The organism is Arthrobacter ginkgonis, assembly GCF_039540195.1.
GTDB classification, from domain to species: Bacteria; Actinomycetota; Actinomycetes; order Actinomycetales; family Micrococcaceae; genus Zafaria; species Zafaria ginkgonis.
The window spans coordinates 50,911-64,886 of record NZ_BAABEO010000015.1; the positions used below are offsets into that span (position 1 = coordinate 50,911).

Sequence of the window (13,976 nt, forward strand, 5' to 3'; positions counted from 1 at the left end):
ACGGGCGCCCCAACGCGGGATGGGGATTAGGCAGAAGGGGGAAATTGCCCGGAAGGCGCGTCCGGCAAGGCGCGGCCAAGCCACGCCGCGACATCGAAGAGCCTGCCTTCGTTGCCCGGCAGGCCGATGAGCTGCAGCCCCAGCGGCAGGCCGCCGTCGTCCTTCAGCCCGGGCACGGTGACCACGGGCAGGCCCATGGCCTGCCACGGGCGGCTCAGCACCGGATCGCCGGTCGCATCGAGGCCGGCCGGGGCCGGGCCCGGGGCGGCCGGAGCCAGCACCGCGTCGAAGCTGCGGAGGCGGGCGGCCACCTCGCGCCGGGCGGCGGCGATGCCGGCCGCGGCCTGCGCGTATTCGGCCGCGGGCAGCGCCCGGCCCCGGGCCAGAAGCTGCGCCAGGGGAACGCTGATGTCCGCGTCCCTGCCTTCCAGTTCCTTCCGCGTGCGTGCCGCCTCGTACGCCATGACCACGCCGTGCAGTTGGGTGAGGTCCCGGACGGCGGCGCTGAGCCCCAGTGATTCCACCCAGGCGCCGCGGGGCCGCAGGGTGGCCAGGACACGCTGGAGACCGGCCTGCATGGCATCGGAGATCGGGGCGACGTCGCTGCCATCCCAGAGCAGGAGGCGCGGCGCCCTGACGTGCCGGGGTTCGTCGTCGACGCCCGCTATGGCAGCCCAGGCGGTGCGCACGTCGTCGACGCCGGCCGCGAGGAATCCGATGGAATCCAGGCTGTGGCTCAGGCCGGTGACCCCGGCCGTGGGGATGGAGCCCGCCGCCGCCACGAACCCCGCCACGCCGCAATACGACGCGGGGCGGGTGAGGGAGCCGGCCGTCTGGGTTCCGAACGCGAAGGGGACCATTCCCGCGGCCACCGCGGCGGCCGAACCGCTCGAGGACCCGCCGGGCGTGTGGTCCGGCCGGTGCGGGTTGCGGGTGGGACCGGGGGCGAAGTACCCGTATTCGGTCGTGACGGTCTTGCCCAGGACGATTCCGCCCGCCCGCCGCAGCGAGGCCACGCAGGCCGCATCGGCACCGGCGGCCGGGGCGCCGTGGCGGATCGTGGAACCGCAGCCGGAGGGCACCCCGGCAACGTCAATGATGTCCTTGACCCCGGCGGGTATGCCCCACAGGGGTCCGCGGGCCGGCGCACGCCCCAGCGCCTCGGCGGCGGCCAGCGCTCCGTTGGCGTCGAAGGACACCCAGGCGCGGATGCCCGGGTCCAGGGCCTCGATGCGGTCCAGGCAGGAGCGGACCAGGTCCGCCGGGGTGGCCGCGCCGGATTCCAGCTGGCGTACCAGCGCGGCCAGCGACTGGGTGGGGGCGGTGGTCATCGGCATTTCCTCTTTCCCCCGGCTCAGACGGCGACGTGCTCGCCGAGCGGATTCACGCGCACGAAGTGGCGGTTGAAGTAGATGAGCCCGTGGCTGGATTCGTCCACGGCAACCCTGTCCACCCTGACGAACAGGACGGAATGGGAGCCCTGTTCGGCGACTCCCTCAACGGTGCCGAGGACCTTCACGTGGGCTCCGGAGAGCACCGGCACGTCCTGCCCTTCCTCCCAGATGTCCCAGGCAAAGCGTTCCTCCATCGGTATTTGGGTGGCTCCGGAGAAGTGCCGGGCCAGTTCCTCGTCCTCGCCGCTGAGGACGTTGATGCACACCTTGCCGTTTCTGCGGAAGATGTCGTGCGCGGCGCTGCGCTTGTTCACGCAGACCAGCAGGGTCGGCGGAGCGTCGGTCACCGAGCAGACGGCGCTGACGGTGATCCCGATGCGTCCGTGGGGCCCGTCGGTGGTGATGATGCTGACGGCCGCGGGCAGGTGCGCCATGGCCGTGCGGAAGTCTTTTTGGATCTGGGTCAGCTCGTTCATGGTTTCCTCCTGATCGGGTTGCGCCGAATCTATGGCCGGGAAGATTGCTGCGACATCCCGAGTTGCCCTAGTGCGGCGATGCGATCGCCCTAGCGCCGTAGGTAGTTTCCTTACCGGCAATCACGTTGACGGACCGTTGTCTCCTGCCTACCGTCGAGATGATGCTTTCGGGCGTCCTTGCTGTTTTGCGCTCACAGGGAGTTGGACCGTGGAAAATGCGGAAGCGATCGTGTACATCGTCGACGATGACGAGGAGTTGTGCGCGTCGCTCTCCTGGCTGCTGGACTCGGTGAACATCCCGTCCCGCAGCTTCAACGACGTGGCTTCCTTCCTGGCCGCCTACGATCCGGCCAGGCCCGCGTGCCTGGTCCTGGACGTGCGGATGCCGCGCACCGGCGGCTTCCAGCTGCAGGAGACGCTCAACCAGTCCGGGTCCCCGGTGCCGATCATTTTCGTCTCCGCCCACGGGGACGTGCGGATGTCCGTCAAGGCCCTGCAGCAGGGAGCCGTGAACTTCCTGGAGAAGCCGTACGATCCGCAGCAAATGCTCGACGTTGTCCAGGAGACGCTGGAGCTTGCGGTCACGCGCTTCGAGGAGGATGCCGAACGCCGCTCGGTCAACGAGCGCCTGGCGTCGCTGACGCCCCGGGAACGGGAAATCCTGGCCCTGGTGCTGGACGGGATGCCCAGCCAGAACATCGCGCGCAAGCTGGGCACGAGCGTGAAGACCATCGACGTGCACCGGGCCCGGATCAAGTCCAAGACGAATTCGGAAAGCATTTCGACTCTGGTCCGCGACATCCTGCGGCACCGCATCGACATCACCCCCTGACGCGCAGGCCCGCACGCCCGCTTCGGATACGACGACGGCGGCACCGGGCGTGCGCGCGCACGCCCGGTGCCGCCGTCGTCGGCAGGCGTCGGCGCGGGGCCGGGCCCCGCCGGCTAGCCTTGGGCCGGGTCCAGGGCGAAGTCGTAGGTGGCTTCGTGGCCGCGGCCGTCCGCGCGCGGGACGGGAGCGAGGATCAGTTCGGGCTTGACCGCCGAGGCGATGTCGTCGCCGATGTGGCTGTCGCCGGCGAAGTACAGCTGGGTGGTGATCAGCTCGTGTCCCGGAGCGGAGACCTTCAGGTGCAGGTGCGCCGGGCGCCAGGCGTGCCAGCCGGCGGCGGCGATCAGCTGCCCGCAGGAACCGTCCGTGGGGATCTGGTACGGGGCCGGCTGCACGGTGTGGATCCGGTACCGGCCGTCGGCGTCGGCGATCACGGTTCCGCGCAGGTTCCATTCCGGCAGCCCCGGGGCGTACTGGGAATAGAAGCCGGCATCGTCCGCGTGCCAGATCTCCACCTGTGCCCCGGCGATCGGCTCGCCGTCGACGTTGGTGACCCGGCCCTGGAACAGCAGCGGGGTGCCCTGCTCGCGTTCGCGCATCGGCAGCGTGGCCGGGCTTGGGAGCGCGGGAGCGCCGGGCACGTAGTACGGGCCCTCGATGGTGCCCTTGGATCCCTGGCGGTGCTCGCTGGCCACCTGCTCCACGGAGTGCTCCACCCAGACATCCAGGAACAGCGGCCATTCCCCGTCCTCGCCGACCTTGATCAGCCAGGCCTTGAACGCGTTGTACTCGTCGTAGCTGACCTTCTCCTCCAGCACGGCGTCGTTGATCGCCTTGATCACCCGGGAGGCGAGCAGGGCGACGCGCTCGGTGCCGGTCCCGGCGGCGGACTGCTTGTTCTCGCGGAACCGTTCGGTGGCACGGCTTCCGGAGGCGGCGGCGGTGGCCTGGGTTTGGGTTTGGGTAGTCATTTCCTGGTCTCCTCAGGGTTGGTGTCGACGGATTGGAGGGGCTGCGGGCCCGGCTCCGGGAAAACGGCGGGGGCTAGAACAGCTCCAGCATCAGCCGCGCCGAGCGGGCCCGGGAGACGCAGGTGGCGATCTGGTCGTTGGCCTTCTTCTCGCTCGCGGACAGGCAGTTGTCCCGGTGCTCGGGCTCGCCTTCCAGCACGCCCATGACGCAGGTGCCGCAGATCCCTTCCTTGCAGGAGGTGTCCACCGGGACCCCGTTCTCCTGCAGCACCTCGACGATGGAACGGTCGGCGGGGATCTCGAAGACCTCCCCGGAGTCCAGCTCCACCTCGAAGGCCGCGTCTCCCGAGGTGTCCGCCGGCTCCCCGGCTTGGAAGTGCTCGATGTGGACGTTGTCCTCGCCAAGCACCGGCCCGGCCAGGGAGAGCACGCGGTCCATGAAGCCCTCGGGCCCGCAGGTGTAGACGTGGGATGCGCCGGTGAGGCCTCCCAGGATCTCCCGCAGCACGGCAGGCTGCCCGTCGCGCGGAATGCCGAAGTGGAAACGGACCTTCTCACCGAAGCCGCAGCGTTCCTCCAGCAGGTCCGTGAAGGCGGCCAGCTCCCGGGAGCGGGCGAAATAGTGCAGCTCGAACGGCTTGCCTTCGCGCTGCAACTGGTAGGCCATGCTGATCATCGGCGTCACGCCGATGCCCGCGGCCACCAGCACGTGGCGGTCGGCGCTCCCGGCCACCTGCATCAGGTTCCGCGGCGCGCTGATCTCCAACTCGCTGCCGACCTCCAGCCGGTCATGCAGCGCCGCCGACCCGCCCCGCGACTCCGGTTCCCGCTTGACCGCCACCACGTAGGCGTCCAGGTCGTAGGGCGGGCTGCACAGCGAGTACTGGCGCACCACCTGGGTCGGGCCGACGATGTCGATGTGCGCCCCGGCCGGGTAGGGGTCGAACCCCCGGCCGTCCGCACGGACCAGCTTGAACGATTTGATGTGGTCGGTTTCCTCGAGGATCTCGGAGACCAACACCTTGAACATTCCCATGTCCGTGCTCCTTACTTGCTTCAGGTTCTGGGCCCAGGGCCGACCGCTGCGGCGGTCAGCGCATGAACAGCCCGCCGTTGATGTCCCAGCAGGCGCCGTTGACGCTGGCCGCGTCCGGGGAGGCCAGCAGGGCCACGGTGGAGGCGATGAACTCGGCCGAGCCCAGCCGTCCCACCGGAATGTTGGCCTTGATCCCCTCGAGCTTGTCCGCTGCGACGGTCTCGTAGACCACCGGCAGGTCCAGCGGCCCGGGCGAGACGGCATTGACGGTGACGCCCCCGGCCGCCAGGTCCCGGGCGAACACCTTGGTCAGGGTTCCGACGCCACCCTTGGCCGCCGCGTAGTGCGCGCCGGTGGCGGTGCCGCCGTTCTGGCCGGCCAGCGAGCCGATGTTGACGATGCGGCCGTAGCCCTGGGCCGCGAAGTACCGGCCGAACACCTGGCAGCCGAAGAACACCCCGTCCAGATTGGTGGACACGATCGCGGAGAATTCCTCCGGGCTGATGTCCATGACCGGCTGGACCTGGGAGCGGCCGGCGTTGTTGACCAGCACGTGCGCCCCTCCCCAGCGTTCGACGGCGGCGGCCAGCGCCGCTTCGAAGTCGCCCTTGCGGCGAACGTCCACGGCGACCGCGGCCACGGTGGAACCGCTGGGATCGAGGTCGTCGGCCAGTTCCTGCACCTTCTCCAGGCGACTGCCCGTGGCCAGGACCCGGTAGCCCTCGCGGTGCAGGGTCCGGACGATGACCTCGCCCAGTCCCCGGGTCGCGCCGGTGACGACGGCGACCGGCCGGTTCCCGGCGTCGGCCGCGGAGGGTGCCTGCAGGCTTTGGGTTGCTTTCATGACCGTGCCTTTCCTAGAGGAGGAACCCGGAGGCCGTGACGGCCCCGTCGGAATTGACCAACCGGACCACCTTCAGGTCGATCAGCGCGCCCTCCTCCGTGAACCGGACGCGGTGGGTGAGGTCGGCCGCGAGCAGGATGTGCTTTTCGCGCTTGAAACCCACCAGCACCTGCGCCGAACGCAGGGTGACGGCGTCCTCGGTCAGCTCCCCGACGGTGAAGCGGGAGATCGTGCGGGCGGTGCGGGCGGCGGCCACTGCCGACATCGAGTAGCCCTCGACCAGGCGGGTGACGCGCATGCGGCGCATCCGCGCGTCGTCGTACACCATGTTCAGGCGCGCCTCGAAGTCCTCGGTCTCCGGGTCGATCGGGATGACGTACTTCCCGTCCGCGGTCCACAGCCGCTCCCAGTCCTCGTACGCCTTGGCGTCCAGCAGGGTGGCCTCGTGCCAGACCAGCTCGATGGCCTGGGCCACCCGCGGGTCCGCCAGCCGGCCCAGCCGCAGCTCGAGACCCGGGGCGGTGTTCAGTTCGGTGGCGCTGTCCAGTTCGGTCGCGGTGCTCTGGCTAGTCATTGCTCATCATCTTCTTCCACTGTCCGTAGGCCTCGCGCATGCCCGATTCGTCGGTGACATGCGATGTCTTCCAGCCCTCCTCCGTGGTCCGCTCGCGGCCCAGGCCGCGGTTGACCAGGATGGGCATGTCCTTGTTCGCGTAGGCGCCGCGCTGCACGCGGTCCCAGGCCTCCGAGTCGTCGGGAGTGCCGAAGCCGAAGGGTCCCTGGAAGTGCTCGTGGATGCGCAGCCGCTCCCGGTTGACGGATTCCGGCCCGCCGTCCAGGCCCAGGGCGATGTGCTGGATCTCGGTCTCGTTGACGGCGATGGGCCGCAGGACGCGGAAGAAGGACATGGACATGGCCACGTTGGGGAACAGGTTCAGGTTGAAGCCGGCCCCGTGCATGGAGCGGACGATCCGGCGGACCTGCTCCGGCGGCATGGTCTGGGAGAGTTCCTCGATGATGTGTCCGAAGCGGCCCTGCAGGTCCTCGGTGCCGTCGTCCTCCTCCAGGTCCACGTGCTCGGGGACCATGATGGCCACGCTGTGGCCGTTGCCCAGGGCGTGGGTCACTGCATTTTCGTCGGTCATGAAGGAGAGCATGTCGGCGGTCTCGGCGTCCACCGAGGCCATCCAGGACCGGTGCACGATCGGGAAGTGGTAGCCGTCGGTGGTGTTCTCCAGCTGGATCTTCCAGTTGCCGTCGAACCGGAACCGGTGTTCGCCCTGGGCCTTGACGGGGTAGCCGGCGCCCTGCTTCATGAACCGGTCGATCCAGATCTTCGCGTCGCCGAGGAAGTCCTCCAGCGGTTCGATCTCCTGGTTGAAGCTGGCGAAGATCATGCCCGCGTAGCTTTCCACGCGCAGGCGCTCCAGCGGCATCTCCTTCTTCTCCACCACGCCCTCGTAGCCCTCCGGGTAGGGGATGCCGCGCAGCTGGCCCTCCAGCGAGTAGGACCAGGAGTGGTAGGGGCAGGTGAAGCCGTTGGCCTTGCCGCGCGGGACCTCGCAGACGCTGGCCCCGCGGTGGCGGCAGCGGTTGAGCAGGACGTTGAAGTTGCCCTTGCGGTCGCGGTTGACGATCACCGGCTGGCGGCCGATCGTGGCCGTCTTGAAGCTGCCGGCCTCGGGGATTTCGCTCTCGTGGGCGACCCAGATCCAGGTCCGGTAGAAGATCTTCTCCAGCTCCTGCTCGAAGATGTCCGGGTCCGTGTAGAGCTGTCCGGCCACCCGGTCGGTGCCGGCCAGGGCCGCGAAGCCGCGGCCGCTATCCACTGGTGTGGTGGTCATGGGGGTTCTCCTTCGTGGTGCTGCGGTTAGCGGGCGGTGCCCGCGGTGCTGAGGGTGGCTGTGCTGGGGATGTCCACCGGGGTGCCGTCCAGCGGAGTGGCGAAGAGCCTTTCGGTGCGGAAGCGGCTGATGGTGGCCAGGGCGCCGTCGAGGGCGAAGTCCACGTTCAGCCGGGCGGCCGCCAGTTCGCTGCTCCCGTCGGCATGGGCGGAGAGCTGCTGCATGATCCACGTCCCGTGGGCGGTGCTGCCGGTGACGTTGATGCGTCCCTCCCCCAGCACGTGGGCGTTGGCGGTGAAGTGCTCCGACGGCGGCAGGTAGCCCGCGAGCATGGCCACGATGGCTTCGCGCCCGGCGTGCCGGCCGAACTTGCCCTGGTAGTCCCGGCCGGTGCCTTCCCACACCGCGTCCGGCGCGAAGAGCGAGCCCAATTCGTCCAGGTCAAGCTCGGGATTCGGGACGTCGCAGAGCTGGAAGTAGCGGCCCATCACCCAACGCACGGAGTCGGCGGCCTCCAGCACCCGCAGCCGGGCTTCCAGCCCGGCGACGGTGGCCCGGGGACGGGAGGTGGTGACCATGGTCAGGAGCCCGTCTCGACGTCGTCGCGGATGGTCAGCGCGCGGCCCATCCGGGCCTCGATGGCCGCGTAGCGCCAGAGCGCGTGCTCGCCGACCGGGGTGGTACGGAACAGGTTGCAGGCGGCCTTGACCGTCTCCTGCGTATCGACGTCGGCCATGATGTAGCAGGTCCAGGGCCAGCCGGCGGACGGGCCCACCATGTGGGAGTCGTCGTCCATGGTGCCGACGACGTTTACGCCGGGCAGCGCGGCCAGCTCGCTCATCATGCCGGAGAAGGCGGTCCAGACCATGCCGATCCGGTCCTTGGGCAGGTCGAAGAAGTTCTGGTTGATGCCGATACAGAACAGCACGCGCAGCGGTTCGGGCGTCTCAGCCATGGGGGATGCTCCTTGCGGGGGTCGTGGGTGGTTCGGGGGCGCGGACGGTTCAGAGGAAGGCGGGGATGCCCGGCTGCTGGCCCATCAGGACCGCGCCGGCGCCGTCATATATGCCGTCGCCCAGGAAGGCGTGTTGGGTGACCACGGAAGCGTCGCGCAGGTAGCCCTGCAGCGGGTTGTCGTCGTAGATGGCGGCGGTGCCGGAGAGCGAGTAGGCGGTCTGGGCCGCCGCGGCGCCGGCCTTGGCCGCATGGGTTCCGGCCAGGCGCAGCAGCGCCTTCTGCTTGTCCGTGGCCGGATCGCCGGCGGCGACCGTGGCGTAGGTTTCCTCGGTGATGTCGTAGAAGAAGGCGGCGGCGGAGCGCAGCGCGGCCTCGGCCTTGGCGACGTCGATGCGGTAGTAGGCGCGGTCGGCGAGCTTGGGGGCTCCGGTGACTCCCGAGCGGCCGGCGCCGATTTCGATGGCGTAGTCCAGGGCCGCGCGGCCGGCACCGAGGTTGACGACGGCGAGCACCTGGGCCGCGTAGGCGATGGCCGGGTAGCGGTAGAGCGGCTCGTCGACGGTGGGTTCCCCGCCGCGGATGAACGTCCATTCCGCCGGCACGTCGACGCCGTCCACCACGATGTCGTGGCTGCCGGTGCCGTGCAGCCCGATCACGTCCCAGTTGTCCTCGATCCTGGCCTGGTCCGGCCGCAGCAGCGCCGTGCGCGGCTTGCCGTTGGCCTCCTCGCCGCCGGCGATGCCGACCCCCAGGATGTCCGCGCCCTTGCTGCCGCTGGCGAACCGCCACCGGCCGGACACCCGGTACTTCTCGCCGTCGAACTCCGCCCGCTGCACGGGGAACAGGCCGCCGGCGAAGGCCAGGTCCGGGCCGTCCTTGTACAGCTCGGCCTGGGTGTCCAGCGGCAGCGCCGCGAAGTAGATGAGGGCGGAGCCGAAGCTGGCCACCCAGCCCGAGGACGGGTCGACGGCGGAAATCCGCTCGATCTTGCGCAGGAACTCGGCCGGGGGCAGGGCGTCGCCGCCGAACCGCCGGGGCGTGGCCGCGCGGTAGAGGCCCGCGCGCTTCAGGTTGGCGATCACGTCCTTGGGGACGAACCGCTGCCGCCCGAATTCGGTGCGGCGGGCGGCGATCTCCGCGAGGACGCCCTCGAGTCCGTCGGTGGCGGGCGTGTCCAGCACTGCGGTCATTCCAACCCCTCCTTGTGGCTTGTGGTTCCGGTGTTGCCGATCACGCTATTTCCGCAATTACTGCGCCTCAATCGGTGCTTTTCCGCCCCGGCGCATAGGTTTCCGCCGCCCCGGTAAGGGAAGTACCTATGGGAAAGTAAGGGCGAGCCTGTACAACTAGGGACTGTGGACGCCCTGACCTTCCAGCCCTCCGACGGCGACTTCGAGGCCATGCTCGATGCCCTGCAGCACTGCATCCTGATCCACGACGCGGACAGCAAGGACATCCTGTGGGCGAACCCCGCGGCCTGCACGATGCTCGGCTTCACCCTGGAGGAACTCCGGCCGCTCAAGGCGCCGGACATGAGCAGTTCCGAACGCCGGTACCGCCGTTCCGTCGGCCGGCAATGGCTGCAGAACGCCGTCGAGCAGGGCACCAGCAGGACCGAATGGATGTACCGGACCAAGGCCGGCGTCGATTTCCTGACCGAGGCCATCGCCACCAGGGTCCAGCTTTCGGAGCGGACGGTGGTGATGGTCCAGTTCCGCGACATCGAGAAGGAGGAAGCGCTCAAATCCGACCTGCAGCGGACCGAAAGCCGGCTGCAGACGTTCACCGACAGCATGCGTGAAGGGCTGCTGGTGGTGGCCGACGACGGCGTGGTCAGCTACGCCAGCCAGTCGGCCGAATCCCAGCTGGGGATCTGCCTGAGTGAGCTCCTGGGCGCCCGCCTGGCGGATTACTGCACCGACGAATCCCGCCCGGCCTTGGAGCAGGCCCTCTCGGTCACCGACGCCTCGCCGCGCACCAGCAGCTTCCGGCTGGCCCTGCGCCGGGAAAATGGCGGCAGCACCTGGTACGCGGTCAATCCTCACCGCATCGACCTCCAGGACGACCTGCGCGGCACGCTGCTTTTCCTGCACGACATCACGGACCGGATCAGGACCGAAAAAGAGCACCAGCGCGACCAGGACCGGCTCAACTACCTGGCCCGGCAGAACGTCATGGGCGACCTGGCCATGGCCCTGGCGCACGAGCTGGGACAGCCGCTGACCGCGGCGACCAACTTCATCACCGGCGCCAAACGGCGGGCGGAGGCGGCCGGCGAGGTGCCCGAAGCCCTGGCGTACGGGCTGGACAATGCGCAGAAGCAGATCGAACGGGCCAACCGGATCCTGCACAGCCTCAAGGGATTCGTCGGCACCCTGGAAACGTCCGAGCAGCTGGTGGACCTGAACAAGATCGTGCGCGACTGCCTGTATTTCATCCACCTCACCGCGGAAGCCCACCGCACCACGGTGAAGGTGCAGCTGCACGAGGCCCCCATCCCGATCCGCTGCGAGATGGTGCTCATCGGCCAGGTGGTGATGAACCTGTGCCGCAATGCGATCGAGGAAATGGCGCGGTTCCCCGAGCAGGAACGGGAAATCACCATTGAAACCCGCCCGGTGGACGGCTTCGGCGAGTTCAGCGTCAGCGACCGCGGCCGCGGGCTGGCGCACTTCCCGGACGGACGGATTTTCGACGGGGCCTTCACCACCAAGGCCGGCGGCACCGGCGTCGGACTGGCGCTGAGCCACCGCATCGTGACCCGCCAGCGCGGCACCATCACCGCCGCCGAGAACAGCCCGCGCGGTTCCGTGTTCACCTTCCGGCTGCCCAGGGCCGGTGCCGAGCAGGTTCCGCGGCAGGACCTGGCCCGGACCGCGACCCCGAAATCCATCGGCTGAGGCGGACGGGCCCGGAACCGGCGGTTCCCGGCGAGCGCGGCCCGGCCTTCCCCCCGGAGTCGGGGGTTTACGCCTCGTCCCTGTGGTAGGTAGACTGGTCTACCTACCACAGGAGGACGCATGGCATCCACGGAGAGCCGCCCGGCATCGGCGCGCGAGCGCTTGCTCGACGCGGCAGCGAGGCTGTTCTACGCCCACGGAATGGTGGCAACCGGCATCGACACGATCACCGCCGAAGCGGGCGTGGCGAAGAAAAGCCTGTACAACAACTTCTCCTCCAAGGAGGAGCTGATGCTCGCCTACATCGAGGCCCGGCACGCGGAATGGCTTGACCTCTACCGCACCCGCGCCGAGGCCGCAGCGACCCCGCGGGACGGCGTGCTGGCGGTGTTCGACGCGTACATCGACCACGCGGAGGCCGGCTATGTGCACGGATTCCGCGGCTGCGGCCTGCTCAACGCCGCCGCCGAACTCCCGGCGGGCTCCGCGGGACGCGAGGCGGTCCGCCGCCACAAGGAACAGGTGGAGTCGATCCTGGCGGCGCAGCTGGCCGGAATCACCTCACCGGACCGGGCCGCCGGTGCCGCGGAGCACTGCGCCTTCCTGCTCGAGGGGGCGATGGCGCGCGCGGGGCTGGAGGGCGGCCCGGACCGGCTCGCACACGCACGCCAGCTCGCTTCGGCACTGGTGGACGCGCTGTGACCCGCGGCAGGCTGGCCGGCATCGGCGCCATCACCGTCACGTCGGTGTTGTGGGGCACCACCGGCACCGCAGCGACCTTCGCACCCGACGCCGGCCCCTTGGCCATCGGCTCCGCGGCGCTCGGCATCGGGGGCATCCTCCAGGCGCTGATCGCCGTGCCCGCGCTGCGTTCGGCCTGGCCCGCCCTGCGGGCCAACCTGCGCCTGATCCTGCTCGGTGCGGCCGCCGTGGCGGTCTACCCGCTGGCGTTCTACAGCTCCATGCATTTGGCCGGAGTCGCCGTCGGCTCTGTGGTCTCCCTGGCCTCCGCCCCCTTGGCGTCGGGCCTGCTGGAACGCCTGGTTGAGCGGCGCCCGCTGAGCCGCTGGTGGATGCTCGCCGCAACGCTGGGGATCATCGGCAGCGCGCTCCTGTGCCTGTCCAAGATGACCGGCCCCGCGGAGGCGACGGCCTCGACGCTGGCGGGCATGGCGCTCGGCCTCGTCGCGGGCGGGACCTACGCGACCTACTCCTGGGTCGCGCACCGGCTCATGGGCCAGGGGCTCGGCCGGGCGGCATCGATGGGATCCGTCTTCGGCGCCGGCGGCGTGCTGCTCCTCCCGGTGCTCCTGGCCACCGGAGGGCCGCTGCTTGCCTCTTCCGGGACCTTCACCGTGGCGGCCTACATGGCCCTGGTGCCGATGTTCCTCGGCTACCTGCTGTTCGGGTTCGGCCTTGCCCGGGTCTCGGCCAGCACCGCCACGACCGTCACCCTGGCCGAGCCGGCGATCGCCGCGGTCCTCGCCGTCCTCATCGTCGGGGAACGCCTCACCTCCCTCGGCTGGATGGGCCTGGGGGCCATCGCGCTGGTCCTGGCCGTCCTCGCCGTCGCACCCACGAACGGCACCGCACCCACCCCCAGGCAGCCAGCACCCCAGCGCATCCCGGCCGCCAGCTGACGAAAACGGCGGCCCTTTCAACAAATCAAGGTTCCATCCGATGCCGTCGAGCACCCCGTGCGGGCCGGTCCGCTTCATTGCCGAAGGCGCGGGCAGGCACTAGCCTGCGGGCATGGCAGTGATCGGGTTCGAGCACGTGGGCGCCGTGGCACGGAACCACGGAAAAGGAGAGCAGCGATGACCGACGCGCCCAAGGGCTTCACGCTTGTCCGCACGTTCGAGTCGGCTCCCGAGGACATCTGGGAGGCGTGGACGGACCCCGATGCGGCATCGGAGTGGTGGCATACGCTCCGGGCGAGCACGCCCCGCGAAGAAGTGGGGATCGATGCGCGGGTGGGTGGCCGCTACACCTACACCATGGTCAACGACGCAAGCGGCGACCGGGTGGTCACCGGCGGCGTGTACCGCGAAGTGGTGCCGCTCAAGCGCCTCGTGTTTACCTGGGGCGAGCCGGACGGCGACCCCGAGGACACGCCGGTCATCACGGTCACCCTGGAGCCGGAGGGCGAGCTCACGCGGATGACGCTCGACCTGCGCGGCGTCGAAGGGACCAAGGGCGACGGGAGCTTCTACGACGGATGGCACGAGGTGCTCGATTCCCTTGGGGAGTACCTGGGAGAGCCCTTGGGAGGCGAGTGAGGAGACAGCTTGGCCCGTGAGGCGAAGGGTGCGGACCCCTGCGGGGCCCGGATCGGCCCCGGTTCCCGGGTTACCGCGCGGCGAGGATCGCGTCGAGCAGGCCGGGGAAGCGTTGGTTCAGCGCGTCGCTGCGCAGGCCGTTGAGGATCGCGGTGCCCCGGTAGTGCTGGGAGATGACGCCGGCCTCGCGCAGCACCCGGAAGTGGTGGGTCGAGGTCGACTTGCTCACAGGCAGCTCGAACGCGATGCATGCCTGGTCGTCATGGCCGTCGGCCAGCTGCCGCACGATGGTCAGGCGTACGGGGTCGGCCAAGGCGGAGAGGACGGCGTCGAGCGTCATCTCCTCCGGCTCCGGATGTTCAAGGCTTCGCATGGCTCCCATTATCCCAACCCGCTTGCTTGTACTAAATCCATCGTACTACGATGCTCCTCGTACTACCTGC

Annotated in this window: 16 protein-coding genes; 5 read left to right on the forward strand and 11 right to left on the reverse strand. The window is 69.6% G+C overall.

From position 1 onward, the window contains the following. Positions 1–26: 26 nt before the first annotated feature. Together ABD912_RS11220 and ABD912_RS11225 are read right to left on the reverse strand one after the other, a co-directional pair. Positions 27–1,331: an amidase gene (locus tag ABD912_RS11220; protein ID WP_345150839.1), complete on the reverse strand. Its 1,305-nt coding sequence runs from the start codon at positions 1,329–1,331 to the stop codon at positions 27–29. Between the two features lie 23 nt (positions 1,332–1,354). After that, complete coding sequence (locus ABD912_RS11225) at positions 1,355–1,870, reverse strand: flavin reductase (protein ID WP_345150841.1); 516 nt, start codon at positions 1,868–1,870, stop codon at positions 1,355–1,357. A gap of 208 nt (positions 1,871–2,078) precedes the next feature. Here ABD912_RS11225 and ABD912_RS11230 point away from each other — a divergent pair, with 208 nt between their 5' ends. Next, positions 2,079–2,702, forward strand: a complete 624-nt coding sequence (locus tag ABD912_RS11230) for a response regulator transcription factor (protein WP_345150843.1) — start codon at positions 2,079–2,081, stop codon at positions 2,700–2,702. Between the two features lie 113 nt (positions 2,703–2,815). On the opposite strand, the gene catA is transcribed toward ABD912_RS11230, so the two are convergent. From catA to ABD912_RS11270, 8 genes are all read right to left on the reverse strand, one after another. Next, on the reverse strand, positions 2,816–3,673 hold the full coding sequence (gene catA, locus ABD912_RS11235; protein ID WP_345150845.1) for a catechol 1,2-dioxygenase: 858 nt from the start codon (positions 3,671–3,673) through the stop codon (positions 2,816–2,818). Between the two features lie 73 nt (positions 3,674–3,746). After that, on the reverse strand, positions 3,747–4,709 hold the full coding sequence (locus ABD912_RS11240; protein ID WP_345150846.1) for a PDR/VanB family oxidoreductase: 963 nt from the start codon (positions 4,707–4,709) through the stop codon (positions 3,747–3,749). Positions 4,710–4,764: 55 nt separating this feature from the next. Then, positions 4,765–5,553, reverse strand: a complete 789-nt coding sequence (locus ABD912_RS11245) for an SDR family NAD(P)-dependent oxidoreductase (protein WP_345150847.1) — start codon at positions 5,551–5,553, stop codon at positions 4,765–4,767. Positions 5,554–5,566: 13 nt separating this feature from the next. Next, the gene (locus tag ABD912_RS11250; RefSeq protein WP_345150848.1) at positions 5,567–6,127 is read right to left on the reverse strand and encodes an aromatic-ring-hydroxylating dioxygenase subunit beta; all 561 of its coding nucleotides are present in this window, start codon (positions 6,125–6,127) and stop codon (positions 5,567–5,569) included. Beyond that, entirely contained in the window at positions 6,120–7,397 is a 1,278-nt protein-coding gene (locus tag ABD912_RS11255; protein ID WP_345150850.1) for an aromatic ring-hydroxylating oxygenase subunit alpha, read from the reverse strand. The genes ABD912_RS11250 and ABD912_RS11255 overlap by 8 nt, the downstream gene beginning before the upstream one ends. Positions 7,398–7,423: 26 nt before the next feature. Continuing rightward, a complete protein-coding gene (locus ABD912_RS11260; RefSeq protein WP_345150852.1) occupies positions 7,424–7,975 on the reverse strand; it encodes a nuclear transport factor 2 family protein in 552 nt (183 codons plus the stop codon). 2 nt (positions 7,976–7,977) lie between these two features. Continuing rightward, entirely contained in the window at positions 7,978–8,352 is a 375-nt protein-coding gene (locus tag ABD912_RS11265) for a hypothetical protein (protein WP_345150853.1), read from the reverse strand. A 49-nt stretch (positions 8,353–8,401) separates the two neighbouring features. Further along, entirely contained in the window at positions 8,402–9,544 is a 1,143-nt protein-coding gene (locus tag ABD912_RS11270; protein WP_345150855.1) for an acyl-CoA dehydrogenase family protein, read from the reverse strand. 165 nt (positions 9,545–9,709) lie between these two features. Between ABD912_RS11270 and ABD912_RS11275 the strand changes: the two genes are divergently transcribed. The 4 genes from ABD912_RS11275 to ABD912_RS11290 all read left to right on the forward strand — a co-directional run bounded on the left by ABD912_RS11275 (position 9,710) and on the right by ABD912_RS11290 (position 13,533). Next, positions 9,710–11,254 carry a PAS domain-containing sensor histidine kinase gene (locus tag ABD912_RS11275; protein WP_345150857.1) on the forward strand — a complete coding sequence of 515 codons (1,545 nt, stop codon included), beginning with the start codon at positions 9,710–9,712 and terminating at the stop codon, positions 11,252–11,254. Positions 11,255–11,374: 120 nt separating this feature from the next. Further along, entirely contained in the window at positions 11,375–11,956 is a 582-nt protein-coding gene (locus tag ABD912_RS11280) for a TetR/AcrR family transcriptional regulator (protein WP_345150858.1), read from the forward strand. Beyond that, positions 11,953–12,894: a DMT family transporter gene (locus ABD912_RS11285; protein ID WP_345150859.1), complete on the forward strand. Its 942-nt coding sequence runs from the start codon at positions 11,953–11,955 to the stop codon at positions 12,892–12,894. Before ABD912_RS11280 ends, ABD912_RS11285 begins: the two co-directional genes overlap by 4 nt. 177 nt (positions 12,895–13,071) lie before the next feature. Beyond that, positions 13,072–13,533, forward strand: coding sequence for an SRPBCC family protein (locus ABD912_RS11290; RefSeq protein ID WP_345150860.1), 462 nt, complete (start codon positions 13,072–13,074; stop codon positions 13,531–13,533). Positions 13,534–13,603: 70 nt separating this feature from the next. Here the strand turns inward: ABD912_RS11290 and ABD912_RS11295 are convergent, their stop codons facing one another. Continuing rightward, positions 13,604–13,906: an ArsR/SmtB family transcription factor gene (locus ABD912_RS11295; protein ID WP_345150861.1), complete on the reverse strand. Its 303-nt coding sequence runs from the start codon at positions 13,904–13,906 to the stop codon at positions 13,604–13,606. Positions 13,907–13,976 lie beyond the last annotated feature (70 nt).

Coding starts and splice junctions, on each gene's coding strand:
- ABD912_RS11265 (WP_345150853.1), bottom strand. CDS start 8,352: ATGGCTGAGACGCCCGAACCGCTGCGCGTGCTGTTCTGTATCGGCATC.
- catA (WP_345150845.1), bottom strand. CDS start 3,673: ATGACTACCCAAACCCAAACCCAGGCCACCGCCGCCGCCTCCGGAAGC.
- ABD912_RS11250 (WP_345150848.1), bottom strand. CDS start 6,127: ATGACTAGCCAGAGCACCGCGACCGAACTGGACAGCGCCACCGAACTG.
- ABD912_RS11255 (WP_345150850.1), bottom strand. CDS start 7,397: ATGACCACCACACCAGTGGATAGCGGCCGCGGCTTCGCGGCCCTGGCC.
- ABD912_RS11290 (WP_345150860.1), top strand. CDS start 13,072: ATGACCGACGCGCCCAAGGGCTTCACGCTTGTCCGCACGTTCGAGTCG.
- ABD912_RS11270 (WP_345150855.1), bottom strand. CDS start 9,544: ATGACCGCAGTGCTGGACACGCCCGCCACCGACGGACTCGAGGGCGTC.
- ABD912_RS11220 (WP_345150839.1), bottom strand. CDS start 1,331: ATGACCACCGCCCCCACCCAGTCGCTGGCCGCGCTGGTACGCCAGCTG.
- ABD912_RS11260 (WP_345150852.1), bottom strand. CDS start 7,975: ATGGTCACCACCTCCCGTCCCCGGGCCACCGTCGCCGGGCTGGAAGCC.
- ABD912_RS11240 (WP_345150846.1), bottom strand. CDS start 4,709: ATGGGAATGTTCAAGGTGTTGGTCTCCGAGATCCTCGAGGAAACCGAC.
- ABD912_RS11280 (WP_345150858.1), top strand. CDS start 11,375: ATGGCATCCACGGAGAGCCGCCCGGCATCGGCGCGCGAGCGCTTGCTC.
- ABD912_RS11245 (WP_345150847.1), bottom strand. CDS start 5,553: ATGAAAGCAACCCAAAGCCTGCAGGCACCCTCCGCGGCCGACGCCGGG.
- ABD912_RS11225 (WP_345150841.1), bottom strand. CDS start 1,870: ATGAACGAGCTGACCCAGATCCAAAAAGACTTCCGCACGGCCATGGCG.
- ABD912_RS11295 (WP_345150861.1), bottom strand. CDS start 13,906: ATGCGAAGCCTTGAACATCCGGAGCCGGAGGAGATGACGCTCGACGCC.